Annotated in this window: 14 protein-coding genes; 12 read left to right on the forward strand and 2 right to left on the reverse strand. The window is 68.3% G+C overall.

The window, feature by feature from the left end:
- Positions 1 to 107 precede the first annotated feature (107 nt).
- Genes AC1DEY_RS04575 through AC1DEY_RS04595 form a run of 5 tightly spaced genes read left to right on the forward strand, consistent with a single transcriptional unit; the run spans position 108 to position 8,267 of the window.
- Positions 108 to 3,818, forward strand: a complete 3,711-nt coding sequence (locus AC1DEY_RS04575; protein ID WP_476866942.1) for a nitrate reductase subunit alpha — start codon at positions 108 to 110, stop codon at positions 3,816 to 3,818.
- On the forward strand, positions 3,818 to 5,518 hold the full coding sequence (gene narH / locus AC1DEY_RS04580; RefSeq protein WP_476866943.1) for a nitrate reductase subunit beta: 1,701 nt from the start codon (positions 3,818 to 3,820) through the stop codon (positions 5,516 to 5,518). Before AC1DEY_RS04575 ends, narH begins: the two co-directional genes overlap by 1 nt.
- A complete protein-coding gene (gene narJ / locus AC1DEY_RS04585; protein ID WP_476866944.1) occupies positions 5,515 to 6,135 on the forward strand; it encodes a nitrate reductase molybdenum cofactor assembly chaperone in 621 nt (206 codons plus the stop codon). Before narH ends, narJ begins: the two co-directional genes overlap by 4 nt.
- A 2-nt stretch (positions 6,136 to 6,137) precedes the next feature.
- Positions 6,138 to 6,983, forward strand: coding sequence for a respiratory nitrate reductase subunit gamma (gene narI, locus AC1DEY_RS04590; protein ID WP_476866945.1), 846 nt, complete (start codon positions 6,138 to 6,140; stop codon positions 6,981 to 6,983).
- A gap of 60 nt (positions 6,984 to 7,043) precedes the next feature.
- Positions 7,044 to 8,267: an MFS transporter gene (locus AC1DEY_RS04595; protein ID WP_476866946.1), complete on the forward strand. Its 1,224-nt coding sequence runs from the start codon at positions 7,044 to 7,046 to the stop codon at positions 8,265 to 8,267.
- 24 nt (positions 8,268 to 8,291) lie between these two features.
- On the opposite strand, the gene AC1DEY_RS04600 is transcribed toward AC1DEY_RS04595, so the two are convergent.
- On the reverse strand, positions 8,292 to 9,626 hold the full coding sequence (locus AC1DEY_RS04600) for a DUF445 domain-containing protein (protein ID WP_476866947.1): 1,335 nt from the start codon (positions 9,624 to 9,626) through the stop codon (positions 8,292 to 8,294).
- A 50-nt stretch (positions 9,627 to 9,676) separates the two neighbouring features.
- Between AC1DEY_RS04600 and AC1DEY_RS04605 the strand changes: the two genes are divergently transcribed.
- From AC1DEY_RS04605 to AC1DEY_RS04625, 5 genes are all read left to right on the forward strand, one after another.
- Entirely contained in the window at positions 9,677 to 10,576 is a 900-nt protein-coding gene (locus AC1DEY_RS04605) for a glycerophosphodiester phosphodiesterase (RefSeq protein WP_476866948.1), read from the forward strand.
- 108 nt (positions 10,577 to 10,684) lie between these two features.
- Positions 10,685 to 11,131 (forward strand): DoxX family protein, encoded by a 447-nt coding sequence (locus AC1DEY_RS04610; RefSeq protein ID WP_476866949.1) that lies wholly within the window; start codon positions 10,685 to 10,687, stop codon positions 11,129 to 11,131.
- Positions 11,092 to 11,919 carry an AzlC family ABC transporter permease gene (locus tag AC1DEY_RS04615; RefSeq protein WP_476866950.1) on the forward strand — a complete coding sequence of 276 codons (828 nt, stop codon included), beginning with the start codon at positions 11,092 to 11,094 and terminating at the stop codon, positions 11,917 to 11,919. The genes AC1DEY_RS04610 and AC1DEY_RS04615 overlap by 40 nt, the downstream gene beginning before the upstream one ends.
- A complete protein-coding gene (locus AC1DEY_RS04620; protein ID WP_441408169.1) occupies positions 11,916 to 12,227 on the forward strand; it encodes an AzlD domain-containing protein in 312 nt (103 codons plus the stop codon). Before AC1DEY_RS04615 ends, AC1DEY_RS04620 begins: the two co-directional genes overlap by 4 nt.
- Before the next feature lie 104 nt (positions 12,228 to 12,331).
- Positions 12,332 to 12,616, forward strand: a complete 285-nt coding sequence (locus AC1DEY_RS04625; RefSeq protein WP_476866951.1) for a hypothetical protein — start codon at positions 12,332 to 12,334, stop codon at positions 12,614 to 12,616.
- Between the two features lie 16 nt (positions 12,617 to 12,632).
- On the opposite strand, the gene AC1DEY_RS04630 is transcribed toward AC1DEY_RS04625, so the two are convergent.
- A complete protein-coding gene (locus AC1DEY_RS04630) occupies positions 12,633 to 13,265 on the reverse strand; it encodes a TetR/AcrR family transcriptional regulator (protein ID WP_441408167.1) in 633 nt (210 codons plus the stop codon).
- Between the two features lie 175 nt (positions 13,266 to 13,440).
- Here AC1DEY_RS04630 and AC1DEY_RS04635 point away from each other — a divergent pair, with 175 nt between their 5' ends.
- Positions 13,441 to 13,803, forward strand: a complete 363-nt coding sequence (locus AC1DEY_RS04635; protein WP_476866952.1) for a thiamine-binding protein — start codon at positions 13,441 to 13,443, stop codon at positions 13,801 to 13,803.
- A gap of 82 nt (positions 13,804 to 13,885) precedes the next feature.
- Positions 13,886 to 14,563: an O-methyltransferase gene (locus AC1DEY_RS04640; RefSeq protein ID WP_476866953.1), complete on the forward strand. Its 678-nt coding sequence runs from the start codon at positions 13,886 to 13,888 to the stop codon at positions 14,561 to 14,563.
- The last annotated feature ends 40 nt before the right edge of the window (positions 14,564 to 14,603 follow it).

Here is a 14,603-nt window from a genome sequence, read left to right on the forward strand (position 1 = left end):
ACTGAATCCTACACACGGCGTCCGGGGACCATATCCGGCACCGGGCGGGGTCCACCCAGTGTCATAAGGCCCTATCTAGCCCGGAAAGTGCCTCATAGCTTGAAGGCATGACTGCCGGAGGCGCCGCGGGGTTGGACGGACCCGCCTCGGATGCAATGTTGAAGCTGGGCCGATTTTTCACGAAATGGGACCAGACCGGCGACGGCAGGGCGGTGTTCCGGGAAGGCGGCCGCAAGGGCGACATCTTCTACCGGGACCGCTGGAGCCACGACAAGGTGGTCCGGTCAACGCACGGGGTGAACTGCACCGGCTCCTGCTCCTGGAAGGTGTACGTCAAGGACGGCATCATCACCTGGGAATCCCAGCAGACCGACTACCCGTCGGTGGGTCCGGACAGCCCGGAGTACGAGCCGCGGGGCTGCCCGCGCGGGGCGGCCTTCTCCTGGTACACCTATTCGCCCACCCGGGTGCGCTTTCCCTATGCGCGCGGAGTCCTGATCGAGTTGTACCGAGAGGCAAAGGCCCGGCTGGGTGACCCGGTGCTGGCCTTTGCCGACGTCGTGGGGGACCCGGAACGGCGCCGCCGCTACCAACAGGCGCGGGGAAAGGGCGGCCTGGTGCGCGTCTCCTGGCAGGAGGCGATCGAAATCGCCGCCGCAGCGCACGTGCACACCATCAAGGCCTACGGTCCGGACCGCTGCGCCGGCTTCTCGCCCATCCCGGCCATGTCTATGGTCTCGCACGCCGTAGGGACCCGATTCATCCAGCTGATCGGCGGGGTGATGACGTCCTTCTACGACTGGTACGCGGACCTGCCCGTGGCCAGCCCACAGGTGTTCGGGGACCAGACCGACGTCCCGGAATCGGGTGACTGGTGGGACGCCGGGTATCTGATGATGTGGGGCTCCAACGTCCCGGTGACCCGCACCCCGGACGCGCACTGGATGGCCGAGGTGCGGTACCGCGGCACCAAGGTGGTCACGGTCAGCCCGGACTATGCGGACAACACGAAGTTCGCCGACGAATGGCTCCCCGCCCAGGCCGGAACGGACGCCGCACTGGCGATGGCCATGGGGCACGTGATGCTCAAGGAATTCTTCGTCGACCGCGAGGTGCCGTTCTTCGCCGACTACGTCCGCCAGTACACCGACCTGCCGTTCCTGGTCCGGCTCGAACGGCGCGACGACGGCTCCCTCACCCCGTCGAAGTTCCTCACCGCGAAGGACCTCCCGCTGGACTCCGGGGCCGAGGACGCGGCCTTCCGCACCGTCCTGTTCGACAAGAAGACCGGCCTGCCGGCCGTCCCCAACGGCTCCATGGGGTTCCGCTACTCCGGCAGCGGCGAGGGCAAATGGAATCTGGACCTTGAGGGAATCGAGCCCGCACTGTCCCTCCGCGAGGTCTCCGGGGACAGCGCGGAGATCCTGCTGCCGTGCTTCGAGGACGCCGACGGGGCCGGCAGCGTGCTGAAGCGCGGCGTGCCGGTCCTCGAGGTGGAGGGCCAGCTGGTCACCACCGTGTTCGACCTCATGCTGGCCCAGTACGGGGTCGGCCGCCACGGGCTGCCGGGGGAGTGGGCCGCCGGCTACGAGGACGCCTCGACGCCCTACACCCCGGCCTGGCAGGAGGAAATCACCTCCGTCCCGGCGCAGGCCTGCATCCGGGTGGCCCGGGAATTCGCCCGCAACGCCGAACAGTCCAAGGGCCGGTCCATGATCATCATGGGTGCCGGGATCTGCCAGTGGTTCCACGGCGACACCACCTACCGGGCCGTGCTTGCCCTCGTGATGCTGACCGGCTGCATGGGCCGCAACGGCGGCGGCTGGGCGCACTACGTCGGCCAGGAAAAGACGCGCCCGGCCACCGGCTGGGTCTCGCTGGCCAATGCGCTGGACTGGTCCCGGCCGCCGCGGACCATGATCGGCACCGGCTACTGGTACATGCACACGGACCAATGGCGGCAGGACGGCTACTCCGCCGACGCACTGAAGTCCCCGCTCTCCACCGGAAGCCTGGACGGCATGCACACCGCCGACGCGCTGGCCCAGTCCGCACGGCTGGGCTGGATGCCGTTCTACCCGCAGTTCGACCGGAACCCGCTGGACCTCGCGGACGAGGCGGAAGCCGCCGTCGCCGCCGGCACCGCGAAGGACACTCCCGGCTACATCGCGGACGCCCTGAAGAACCGCACCCTGAATCCGGCGATCGAGGACGTGGACGCCCCGGAAAACTGGCCGCGGACCCTCGTGCTGTGGCGCTCCAACCTGTTCGGCTCCTCGGCCAAGGGCAACGAGTACTTCCTGCGGAACCTGCTGGGCACCCACAACAACGTCCTGGGCCCGGACCATGCCGACGGGCTCAAACCCAAGGACGTGAAATGGCACGAGCAGGCGCCGGAAGGGAAACTGGACCTCCTGGTCTCCGCCGACTTCCGGATGACCTCCACCACGCTGCTGTCCGACGTCGTGTTCCCGGCCGCCACCTGGTACGAGAAGCACGATCTGTCCTCCACCGACATGCACCCGTTCGTGCACGCCTTCAGCCCCGCAATCGACCCGCCGTGGGAGACCAAAACGGACTTCGACGCCTTCCACCTTCTCGCCCAGGAGTTCTCCAGGCAGGCCAAAACGCACCTGGGCGTCCGCCGGGACCTGGTGAGCGTGCCGCTGCAGCATGACACCCCCGGCCAGCTCGCCCAGCCGGGCGGGATCGTCCGGGACTGGCGGGACATGTCCATTCCCGCGGTCCCGGGCCAGAACATGCCCATTTTTTCCGTGGTGGAACGGGACTACACCGCCATCGCGGACAAGCTGGCGGCCGTCGGGCCGCTGGCCGACAAACTGGGCTTCACGGTCAAGAACGTCACGTACAAACTTGCCGGACCGCTGGAGAGGCTCAGCCGCTCGAACGGGGTGATGCTCGGCGGCGCCGCGGACGGCCGCCCCGCGATCGACACCGACGCGAAGATGGCGGAGGCCATCCTGGCTTTCTCCGGCACGACGAATGGCGCGCTGTCCGTGCAGGGCTTCAAGGACCTGGAGATCCGCACCGGGAGGAAGCTCGCGGACCTGGCCGAGGGTTCCGAGGAAAAATTCATCACGTTCGCCCAGACCCAGGCCGCCCCGGTCCCGGTGATCACCTCGCCGGAATGGTCCGGCTCCGAGACCGGCGGCCGGCGCTACGCACCGTTCACCATCAACATCGAGCGGCTCAAGCCCTTCCACACGCTGACCGGGCGGATGCACTTCTTCCTCGACCACGACTGGATCCGGGACATCGGCGAGGCCCTGCCGCTCTACCGGCCGCCGCTGGACATGCACCGGCTCTTCGGCGAGCCCAGGCTCGGCCAGGGCGGGTCAATGGAGGTGGTGGTCCGCTACCTGACCCCGCACTCCAAGTGGTCCATCCATTCCGAATACCAGGACAACCTGCTCATGCTTTCGCTCTCCCGCGGCGGCCCGACCGTCTGGATGAGCCCGGCGGACGCGGCGGCCATCGAGGTCAAGGACAACGACTGGGTGGAGTGCCTGAACATCAACGGCGTCCTGGTGGCCCGGGCGATCGTCAGCCACCGGATGCCGGCGGGCGTGGTCTACGTCCACCACGCGCAGGAACGCACCATCGACGTGCCGAAGTCTGAGGCCACCGGCCGGCGCGGGGGCATCCACAACTCCGTGACCCGGCTGCTGGTCAAACCCTCGCACCTGATCGGCGGCTACGCCCAGCTGGCCTACGCGTTCAACTACCTCGGCCCCACCGGAAACCAGCGCGACATGGTGGCCACCGTCCGGCGTCGTTCCCAGGAGGTGCAGTACTGATGCGTGTCATGGCTCAAATGGGCATGGTCATGAACCTGGACAAATGCATTGGCTGCCACACCTGTTCGGTGACCTGCAAGCAGGCCTGGACCAACCGTGCGGGCACCGAATACGTCTGGTTCAACAACGTCGAAACCCGCCCCGGCCAGGGGTATCCGCGCCGCTACGAGGACCAGGACAAGTGGCGCGGGGGCTGGGTGCTGAACAAACACGGCAAGCTGGTCCTCAAGGCCGGCGGCCGGGTGAAGAAGCTGCTCGGAATCTTCGCCAGCCCGGTCCAGCCCGAGCTCAAGGACTACTACGAGCCGTGGACCTACGACTACAAGACCCTTGTGGACGCTCCGCTGGGCGATGATTTCCCGGTGGCCCGGCCGAAGTCCCTGATCACCGGGGAGGACACCAAGATCACCTGGTCCGCGAACTGGGATGATGACCTGGGCGGTTCCGCCGAGAACGGTCACCTGGACCCGATCGTGGAGAAAGTCCGGCGGGAGTCCGAGGACAAGATCAAGTTCGCCTACGAGCAGACCTTCATGTTCTACCTGCCGCGGATCTGCGAGCACTGCCTGAACCCGTCCTGCATGGCCTCTTGCCCATCGGGAGCGATCTACAAGCGGGTGGAGGACGGTATTGTCCTGGTGGACCAGGACAAATGCCGCGGCTGGCGCCAGTGCGTCACGGGCTGCCCGTACAAGAAGATCTACTTCAACCACAAGACCGGCAAGGCCGAAAAATGCACCTTCTGCTACCCGCGCGTGGAGGTGGGGCTGCCCACGGTCTGCTCGGAAACCTGCGTGGGCCGGCTGAGGTACCTGGGATTGTTCCTGTACGACGCCGACGCGGTCACCGGCGCTGCCGCCGTCACGGACCCCCGGGACCTCTACGACGCCCAGATGGACGTGCTCCTGGACCCGGACGACCCTTCCGTCCAGGCCGAGGCCCGCGCTCAGGGCATCCCGGAGGACTGGATCGACGCCGCCCGGCGCTCGCCGGTCTACGCCCTGGCCAAGGTCTACAAGGTGGCGCTGCCGCTGCACCCGGAATACCGGACCATGCCGATGGTCTGGTACGTGCCGCCGCTCTCGCCCGTGGTGGACCTGCTGCGCGACCAGGGACACGACGGCGAGGACGCCGGCAACCTGTTCGGCGCCATCGACGCGCTGCGCATCCCGGTGGAATACCTCGCCGAACTCTTCACCGCCGGCGACGCGGACCGGGTCACCGCGGTGCTGAAGAAGCTGGCGGCGATGCGCTCCTTCATGCGCGGCATCAGCCTCGGCAACGACCCCGACGACTCCATCCCCGAGGCCGTGGGCATGGACAGCCAGACCATGTACGAGATGTACCGGCTGATGGCCATCGCCAAGTATGACGAGCGCTACGTCATCCCCAAGGCCCATGTGGAGCAGGCCCACGACCTCGAGGAGATGGGCTGTTCCCTCGATTTCGAGGGCGGACCGGGCATGCAGGATTCCGCCCCGTTCGGCGAGGCCAGCGGCCGGCCCGTCCCGGTGGCTGTGGAGACCTTCAACGCCCTCCGCGACCGGCAGACCTCCGGCTCCGCGCCCGGCGAGTCCACCCTGCGCGGCAGGGTGAACCTGCTGAACTGGGACGGCACCGGTGCGCCCTCCGGGCTCTTCCCTCCTCCAACTAAGCCCGCTGGTTCCGCGGCGGTCCCTCCGGAGGGGGAGCAGCCATGACCCGCCGCCAGCAGATCCTCTACCTCGCCGCAGCGTGGTGCCTGTCCTACCCGGATGAGGAACTGATCGGCCGGGTCCCGGTGATGCGGGCCGCGCTGGCCGAGTTTCCGGGGGCCGCGGCGGACTTCGCGGAAGTCCTGGACCTGTTGGAGTCCACGCCGCCGATGCAGCTCCAGGCCCACTATGTGCGCGAGTTCGACCTCGGCAAGCGGCACGCCCTGCACCTGTCCTACTGGACGGACGGGGACACCCGGCGCCGCGGCGAGGTCCTGGGCAACTTCAAGAAGACCTACCGGCAAAGCGACATCCTGGTGGACACGCACGGCGAACTTCCGGACTACCTCCCGATGGTCCTCGAGTACGCGGCCCTGGTGGACCTCGCCGCCGGCCGCGAGCTGCTGACGCGCTTCCGGGCGAGCCTTGAGATGCTCCGCTTCGGGCTGCTGCGGGACGAGCTTCCGCACGCCCGGATCCTGCAGGCCATCTGTGCCACGCTGCCCGGGAAATCCCCGGCGGACGAGCAAGCCGTCATGCGGATGGCGGGCTACGGCCCGCCCACCGAGGCCGTGGGCCTGGACCCTTACGATCCGCGCCTGCTGCCCGTGAAAGGGGACTGACCATGCTGCCATCCGAAGCCGAGCCCGCATCCGCCGTCGAACTCTCCGCACTGGACATCCTGCTTTGGGGCGTGCTGCCGTACATCATGGTGGTGGTCCTTGTCGGCGGGCTGGTCTGGCGTTACAAATACGACCAGTTCGGCTGGACCACGAGATCCTCCCAGCTCTACGAGTCCAGGCTGCTGCGGATCGCATCCCCGCTGTTCCATTTCGGCCTGCTCGCCGTGATCGCCGGCCACTTCTTCGGTCTTGTCATTCCGATGGTGTGGACCCAGGCGGCAGGCATGAGCCAGGAGTTCTACCACTTCAACGCCCTGCTGGTGGGCGGTGTGGCCGGGGTGGGGACCCTGGGCGGGATTATCCTGCTGATCTACCGCCGCCGCACCACCGGGCCCGTCTTCATGGCCACCACCGGGAATGACAAGACCATGTACGTGGTGCTGACGGCGGCGATCGTCTTCGGCCTGTGGACCACGCTCGCCAGCGTCTTTGAGGGCGAACACGGGCACAATTACCGCGAGACCGTAGCCCCGTGGTTCCGCTCGCTGTTCATCTTCCAGCCCGACATCGCGGCCATGGCCGCGGCGCCGTTCTCCTTCCACCTGCACACCCTCGTAGGCATGGCGCTGTTCGTGATCTGGCCGTTCACCCGCCTGGTCCACGCCTTCACGGCACCGTTCCACTACCTCTTCCGTCCCTACATCGTCTACCGATCGCGGGACAGGGACACCGGCGGGGTCGGAGCCAAAGGGGCAGCCGGCTCCACAGGCGCCCGGAGCTCCACGGTCGCCACGCGGCGCGGCTGGTCCGCCGTCGGGACCCGGGACCGGGACACCAGGAACCGGTAGAACGGGCGCTATTTGGAGTGCGTTGGAAACCCGTATCGCTGAACTGAAAAGGAGACCATCGTGGCCGGAGCAGTGTCCCCGTCCGTCGCTGCCCCCGCCGGGCGGACGCTCAACCTGGTGCTCGCCACCTCGGCGTCGGTGGCGGGCTTCTGGGCCTGGAACTCCATCGCCACGCTGGGCTCGTACTACACCCTGAACCTGCACCTCAACCCGGCCACCACCGGGGTGCTCGTGGCCATGCCCGTGTTCGTGGGCTCGCTGGGGCGGATCGTCGTCGGCACCCTGACGGACAAGTACGGCGGACGCGTCATGTTCACGTTTGTCCTGCTGGCCTCCATCCTCCCGATCATGCTCGTGGCAGTGGGCGGCACCATCAACTCCTTCGCACTCGTGCTGGGCGCCGGGGTGCTGCTGGGGGTCGCCGGAACCGTCTTCGCCGTAGGGATCCCCTTCGTCAGTGCCTGGTACGAGCCCGCCCGGAGGGGCTTTGCCACCGGCGTCTTCGGCGCAGGCATGGGCGGAACGGCCCTGGCGGCCTTCCTGAACCCCCGGCTGGTCGCGAGCATCGGCTACTTTCCCACGCACGTGCTGATTGCCGCGATCCTGGCGGTCATGGCCGCCCTCGTCTGGTTCCGAATGAAGGAGGCACCGGGCTGGACCCGCAGCAACGCGCCCGTTATGCCCAAACTGGTCGACGCCGCGAAGACGCCGGTCACGTGGAAGTTGTGCTTCCTCTACGCCGTCCTCTTTGGCGGCTTCGTCTCTTTCGCCACGTATCTGCCCACCTACCTGCGGGATGTCTACAGCTTTGATCCCAGCGCGGCCGGCGCCCGCACCGCAGGATTTGCGCTTGCCGCCGTGCTGGCGCGGCCCCTGGGCGGGGTGCTGGCGGACAAGGTCGGGCCCAAACCCGTGGTGATCGTCGCGCTCGCCGGCGTCGCTGTGCTCGCCTGGGTGGTGAACCTGCAGCCCGACGGCGACGTCCCCGCCGGCCTGACGTTCGTCGCCATGGCTGCCGCGCTGGGTCTGGGCGCGGGTGGAGTGTTCGCCTGGGTGGGCGCGCTTGCGCCGCAGGGCAAAGTGGGCAGCATTAGCGGGGTGGTCAGCGCGGCCGGAGGCCTGGGCGGCTACTTCCCGCCGCTGATCATGGGTGCCACTTACGACGCCGCAGCGCACAGCTACGCGATCGGGCTGCTGCTGCTCGTGGTCACAGCGCTCGGGGCGCTGGCCTTCACGATCTTCGCCATGCAGGGCCGGACCAAGGCGAAGGTCGCGGCGGCCTGAACCGAGCCGCGAACCTGAAGGTAGCTAGCCGAACAGCAGGGTCGCCACCGTGAAGATGGCCAGCCCGGCCAGGGCGCCCACCACCGTGCCGTTGATCCGGATGAACTGCAGGTCCTTGCCGACCTGAAGTTCGATCTTCTGGGACGTTTCCTCGGCATCCCAGCGCGCCACGGTGTCCGTGATGACCCCGGCGATGTCCGAGCGGTAGGTCTTTACCAGGTAGCCCGCCGCGTCGCCGATCCAGGCGTTCACCTTGCCGGCGAGCTCGGGATCGACCACCAGCCGGGTGCCGAAGTCATGCACGGCGGCCTTGAATTTGACGGTCAGTTCGCTGTGCGGGTCATCGACGGCGCTGAGCAGGGCCGACTTGATGGTCTCCCAGGTGCGGGAGGCGAGTTCGCGGACCTCGGGATCACCGAGGACCTGCGCCTTGACGCCCTCGGCGCGGGCGATCATCACCGGGTCATGCTGCAGGTCCTGTGCGAGTTCCTTGAGGTACTTGTCGATCGACTGGCGGACCTGGTGGTTCGGATCTGACTGCACGGCGCGGGTGAACTTCAGGATCTCCACGTACACCTTGTCGCCCACCAGCCCGTCCACGAACGAGGGCACCCACGTCGGGGAACGGTCGGAGACCACCCTGTTGACCGTCTCCTGGTTGTCCCGGACCCAGTCCACGGTGCGGTCTACCAGCAAATCCACCAGCGCGTGGTGATGGCCGTCGGCGAAGATCCGCTCCGCGAGCCGGCCAACGGGCGGCCCCCACGGCGGAGTGAGCAGGTGCTTGCGGACCATGGACTCGATCACGGCCTGGACGTCGTCGTCGTTCAAGACCTTGAACGCGCCGCGGATGACGGCGGCACCCTCCTTGGCGACGCGCTCCGGCCCGCCGGGGCTGGACAGCCACGCCCCGGCCTTGCGCGCAATGTCCGCGGACGCCAGCTTCTCCTTGACCACCTGTTCGGAGAGGAAGTTGGTCTCCACGAATTCGCCCAGCGAGGCCCCGATCTGGTCCTTGCGGCGCGGGATGATCGCCGTGTGCGGAATCTTGATTCCCATGGGGTACTTGAACAGGGCCGTGACGGCGAACCAGTCGGCGAGGGCGCCCACCATGCCGCCCTCGGCGGCGGCGCGGACGTATTCGAACCCCGGATACTGCTTCTGCAGGGCGAACGCGATGACGAAGATGACAGCCATGACAACCAGGAGCGAGAGCGCCAGGAGCTTCATCCGGCGCAGCGCCGCCGCCTTGTCGGCGTCGCTGGACGTGGCGGGCCGCCGCCCGGCGGGGCCGTCCGGAGTGCCGCCTGGACGGTCCGAGGCGCGGGTCGGGGCAGTTGGCTCAGTGTTCACCTGCATGAGCCCAGCCTAGTCCCGCCGGGGGCCCGGCAGTCCGCTAACGTGGCTCCATGACCACTGAGCAGTCCGCCGCCGCCCGTCCACTGGTCTATGCCCACCGGGGCTCCAGCGGGGCCTTCGCCGAGCACACCCGGGCCGCGTACCTGCAGGCAATCGCCGACGGCGCCGACGGGGTGGAGTGCGACGTCCACCTGACCCGGGACCAGCACCTTGTGCTGCTGCACGACTCCACCCTGGACCGCACCTCGGACGGCACCGGGCAGGTCGCGGACCGGACCCTGGATGAGCTCCGGCTGCTGGACTTCTCTTCGTGGAAGGGCGCCCGGATCCCGGAAACACACGGCGCCAAATCCGAGCAGTTCCTGACGCTGCCGGAATTGCTCGACATCCTGCGCGCGGCCGGCCGCCGGATCGGCCTGGCGATCGAGCTCAAACACCCCAGCCCGTTCCACCTCGGACTTGAGGACCGCGTCCTCGAGGTCCTGAGGAACGAGGGCTGGGACCCGGCGACGTCCATGCTGGAGAACATCAACGTTTCCTTCATGAGCTTTAGCCCCGACGCCGTGCGGCATCTGCTCGAGTCCGTGCCGGCAGAGGCCGTCTGCCAGCTCGTCGACGACGTCAACGTGGCGGAACTCCGTGAGGAACTGGGCCTCGGCGCCCTGACCGGCGGGGCACTGGCAAACGTCATGCGGGCCGCCCAGACCGAAGGCGAACGGATCCTGGACGCGGCCGAGGCAGGCATTGCCGGCCCCGGCATCGGCTACGTCCGCGCGCACACCGGGACCGTTGAGCGCTGGCTCGGTTCCGGTCTCCGGTTCCGCGTTTGGACCGTCGACGCCGCGGACGACGTCGAAAAGTGCCGGGAGCTTGGGGTCCAGGAGATCACCACCAACTGGCCGGCCCAGGTCTTGTCCCAGCTCATGGCGGACAGCCAGCCCCTTCGGTAAGCGTCCGGTCCGTCCGGCCCGTCCGGCCCTTCCGCGGGACGCCGTGTGGACGCCCCGCGGATCCCTTGTGGATTACGGACGGCGGGACCGCTGTGGTTGAGTGGTTGCATGCCATTTCGCTGGTCCGGCCGGGACCTCCAGACGCTGTCCGCGGCAGCGATGAGTGCGCTGCTGCTCACAAGCGCCGCCAAGCACTTCCGCGAGCCCGAATTCTTCCACCCGGTGGTTCCCGGCTACCTGTGCCGTGACGACTCCGGCGCGCAGCCCAACGGCCCCCTAGCCGTCCTGTCCCGCGAGGAATGGGTGGCAGCGAGCGGCCTGCTGGAAGCGGCCGCCGCCGTCGGGCTCCTGGTCCCGGCCACACGGAGGGCCGCCGCTGGCTGCGTCACAGCAATGTTCGCCGCGTTCCTCTCCGGCCACGTCGATGCACTGCTCACTGCCTACGGGCCGGAAGGCACGCCGCGCCGGCGGCGCGTGCATACGCTGCGGCTCCCGCTCCAGGCACCCCTCATCGCGTGGGCCTGGACCCTGACGAGGCGGACCCGGCGGCCGTGAAAATCCTGCAGTCGCCGGCGGTGCGGATCGGGTTGTCGATCAGCATTGCCACCGGTCTCTACGGCGTCTCCTTCGGCGCGCTGTCCGTCACCTCGGGCCTCGATTTCTGGCAGACCATGGCCCTGAGCCTGCTGCTGTTCAGCGGCGGCTCGCAGTTCGCCTTCATCGGCGTGGTGGCCGGAGGCGGGTCAGGCGTCGCCGCGATGAGCGCCGCGACGCTGCTCGGGATGCGCAACGGAATCTACGGCATGCAGATCAACGCCCTGCTGCAGCCGCGCGGGTGGCGCAGGTTTGCCGCGGCCCAACTGACCATCGACGAGTCCACCGCCACCAGCACCGGGCAGACTGACCCGGACGAGCAAAGGCGCGGTTTCTGGACCGCCGGCATCGGCGTCTTTGTCCTGTGGAACCTGTTCACGGCGCTCGGGGCGCTGGCCGGCGGGGCACTCGGGGATCCCAAGCAGTGGGGACTCGACGGCGCCGCCGTGGCTGCCTTCCTGGGCCTGCTCTGGCCGCGACTGAAGGGCAGGGAACCCGTGGCCATCGCGGTTGTCTGTGCGCTGGCCACTGTGCTGGCCGTGCCGTTCGTACCCCCGGGAGTACCGATCCTGGTCGCCGCCGTGGTCGCCGCCGGAATTGGCTGGTTCAGCCACGGCCGCAGCGACGAGGGCCTGGAACCGGACGTCGATCCCTATGCGGAGGACCACTCACACCACCACGATGCGACCGGCGACCATCACGGACACCGCGGTGAACAGCCCGGACACCGCCCTGGAGGTGGCGCATGAACCTTTGGATGTGGCTGCTGCTCTCCTGCCTGCTCGCCTACGCCTGGAAGCTGCTCGGATACCTGGTACCGGCCAGCCTGCTCCAGAACCCGCGGATGTCCAGGATCGCCGGAACCATGACGATTGGGCTGCTGGCGTCCCTGACAGTGGTCAACGCCGTCGCCTCGGGCCAGTCGCTCGTCCTGGACGCGCGGCTGGGCGCATTGGCCGCTGCGGGCATCGCCTTGTGGTTCCGGGCACCGTTCCTGGTGGTGGTGATCGCCGGCGCGGCGGCAGCGGCCGGGCTCCGGCTGCTGGGCTGGAACTGACCGGTTTCCTCCGCCCCTGCCTGCGCGGCGGCACCCCCGGCAGGTGTAGCCGGCATGGTCTTTAGTCCCTACTTGCCACCGGGCACGCGTGGGAGCATTCGACCATGAGCGAACATGACGGCGGGCAGGACGCTGCGGCCAAAAACGCCGCCGACCCGGAGGCTGCCGGGGACGCTGCTGCCGACCAGGACGCTGCGGACCAGGACGCTGCCGACCAGGACGCTGCGGGGCCGCGTAAGGATCAGCGCGCCAAGCAGCACGAGCCGTTTGATTCCGGCGGGGCCGAGTCCACGAGGGAAATGCGCGAGGTGTCCCGCCGCCGTCGGGACGCCGAAGGGAAGCTGCAGCAGCACCTTCAAGAGGCCAAGGAAAAGCCGGCCGAAGACTAGCGACGGCCGAAAGCGGCTAGCCGAGAACGGCGTCGAACGCGGTGCCCGGCAGCGGTGCCTGCGGCGGCAACGCCCGGTCCGGCCGCTCCGTCCGGATGGCGTCCTCAACCAGCGCAACGGGCCGCCGCCACGCGTCAGAGCCGGGCTCCATCGTGTCCACGACGCCGATCAGCATGGCCAGCAGGCGGATCATGTCCGTCATGGAAATATCGCTGCGCAGGGTGCCCTGGCCCTGGCCGCGGCCCAGCAGCACGGCGATGGACTCAATCAGCCCGCCCGTGATGCCGGTCAGCAGCCCGCGCCGGCCGGCGACAGCCCCCAGGAGGTTGGCTTCCTCGCTGGCGACATGCATGGTGGCATCGATGACCCGGAAGAGTCCGGCAGCGGCGTCGGGATCGGCCAGGGCCTCATCGATGGCCGGATCCACCTGGAGCCGAAGCTGACGGTTCAGGGCCGCGAGCACCAGTTCTTCTTTGTCGGCGAAATTCCGGAAGAGCGTGGCCGGGCCCACGCCCGCGGTGACGGCAATGGTTTGCAGCGGCACGTCGGGGCCGTGTTCGCGGAAGCACTGCCGGGCTGCGGCGATGATTTTGTCCACGTTGCGCGCGGCGTCTGCGCGGAGCGGCCTGCCCTCTACTGCCCGGTTCATTTGCCTAGGTTAGCAACGCACGGCCTGCGCGAACCGGTTACCGGCGGGTAGTGATTAATGTGACGGATTCGGAGGCAAATCCGGGCGCCGCCGCCGGGGAATCCCGTGAAAGACTGATGCGGGACAGCCCGGAATTTCGGCCCCGCTGTCCGGACTGAGTGAAGGGAACCACTACATGCTGGTCGCATTCTCCGTAGCACCCTCCGGTGACCCCGCCAACGGGCTCGCGCCCGGCGACGCGTCGGTCCACGACGCCGTCGCAGCCGCTGTGCGGATTGTCCGGGAGTCCGGTCTGCCGAACCGGACGAGTTCGATGTTCACCGAGATCGAGGGGGAGTGGGACGAGGTCATGGACGTCGTCAAACGGGCCACGGATGCGGTGGGCGCCTACGGTTCCCGCGTCTCGCTGGTGCTCAAGGCGGACATCCGGCCCGGTTACAGCGGCGAGCTGACCGGCAAGGTGGAGCGGCTTGAAACCGCCATCGGCGGACAGGGCGGCGGATCCGTGCCGGACGTTTCAACCCAGCCCGGCACGTAAGGCCCGGTCCACGCCCAAAACCCGGACGGAAACCGCGCCCGGAGGCTACCGCCGGGCCCGGGCGGCTGGAACACTGGGGGACATGATCGAGCATCAGTCCACCCCCGGCTGGGTCGCCGTCGAGAACTTCCTCTCCGACGTCGTGGTCCGCCCGGACCCTGCGCTCAGGCGCGCCGTGACCACCGCCCTCGAAGCGGGCATGCCGCCTATCGAAGTGGCCCCCAACGCCGGCAAACTACTGAAGCTGCTGGTCCAGCTCTCCGGCGCCCGCCGCGTGCTGGAAATCGGCACATTGGCCGGCTTCAGCACCATCTGGATGGCCCAGGGACTGCCCGACGACGGCCGGCTGGTCACCTGCGAGTACCTCCCCGCGCACGCCCGCGTGGCACGCGCCAACGTCGACGCTGCCGGGCTGGGCCACAAGGTGGACATCCGGGTCGGCGCCGCGCTGGACACCCTGCACGAGCTTGAAAGCGAGGCCGGACCGCCCTTCGATTTCGTGTTCATCGACGCCGATAAGGAAAACAACCCCCACTACCTGGACTGGGCCATCCGGCTCGGCCGGCCCGGCACCACCATCGTGGTGGACAACGTCGTGTGGGAAGGTGCCGTGCTGGACGCGTCGATGGACCCGGTGAACGCTCCCGGGATCATCAGCGCACTCCAGATGATCGGCGACGACCCGCGGCTGGACGGCACCGTCATGCAGACCGTCGGCTCGAAAGGCTGGGACGGATTCGCCCTCGCCACGGTCCTCTAGCAGGCAAGAGACCCTCCGCTGGCGGGCACAGGATGGCCTG

This window comes from Arthrobacter sp. 05T47 (assembly GCF_056395825.1).

Bases quoted from the DNA above. Each gene is read 5' to 3' on its own strand.
- narH (WP_476866943.1), top strand. From the start codon at position 3,818: ATGCGTGTCATGGCTCAAATGGGCATGGTCATGAACCTGGACAAATGC.
- narJ (WP_476866944.1), top strand. From the start codon at position 5,515: ATGACCCGCCGCCAGCAGATCCTCTACCTCGCCGCAGCGTGGTGCCTG.
- AC1DEY_RS04600 (WP_476866947.1), bottom strand. From the start codon at position 9,626: ATGCAGGTGAACACTGAGCCAACTGCCCCGACCCGCGCCTCGGACCGT.
- narI (WP_476866945.1), top strand. From the start codon at position 6,138: ATGCTGCCATCCGAAGCCGAGCCCGCATCCGCCGTCGAACTCTCCGCA.
- AC1DEY_RS04575 (WP_476866942.1), top strand. From the start codon at position 108: ATGACTGCCGGAGGCGCCGCGGGGTTGGACGGACCCGCCTCGGATGCA.
- AC1DEY_RS04635 (WP_476866952.1), top strand. From the start codon at position 13,441: ATGCTGGTCGCATTCTCCGTAGCACCCTCCGGTGACCCCGCCAACGGG.
- AC1DEY_RS04620 (WP_441408169.1), top strand. From the start codon at position 11,916: ATGAACCTTTGGATGTGGCTGCTGCTCTCCTGCCTGCTCGCCTACGCC.
- AC1DEY_RS04630 (WP_441408167.1), bottom strand. From the start codon at position 13,265: ATGAACCGGGCAGTAGAGGGCAGGCCGCTCCGCGCAGACGCCGCGCGC.
- AC1DEY_RS04640 (WP_476866953.1), top strand. From the start codon at position 13,886: ATGATCGAGCATCAGTCCACCCCCGGCTGGGTCGCCGTCGAGAACTTC.
- AC1DEY_RS04605 (WP_476866948.1), top strand. From the start codon at position 9,677: ATGACCACTGAGCAGTCCGCCGCCGCCCGTCCACTGGTCTATGCCCAC.
- AC1DEY_RS04625 (WP_476866951.1), top strand. From the start codon at position 12,332: ATGAGCGAACATGACGGCGGGCAGGACGCTGCGGCCAAAAACGCCGCC.
- AC1DEY_RS04610 (WP_476866949.1), top strand. From the start codon at position 10,685: ATGCCATTTCGCTGGTCCGGCCGGGACCTCCAGACGCTGTCCGCGGCA.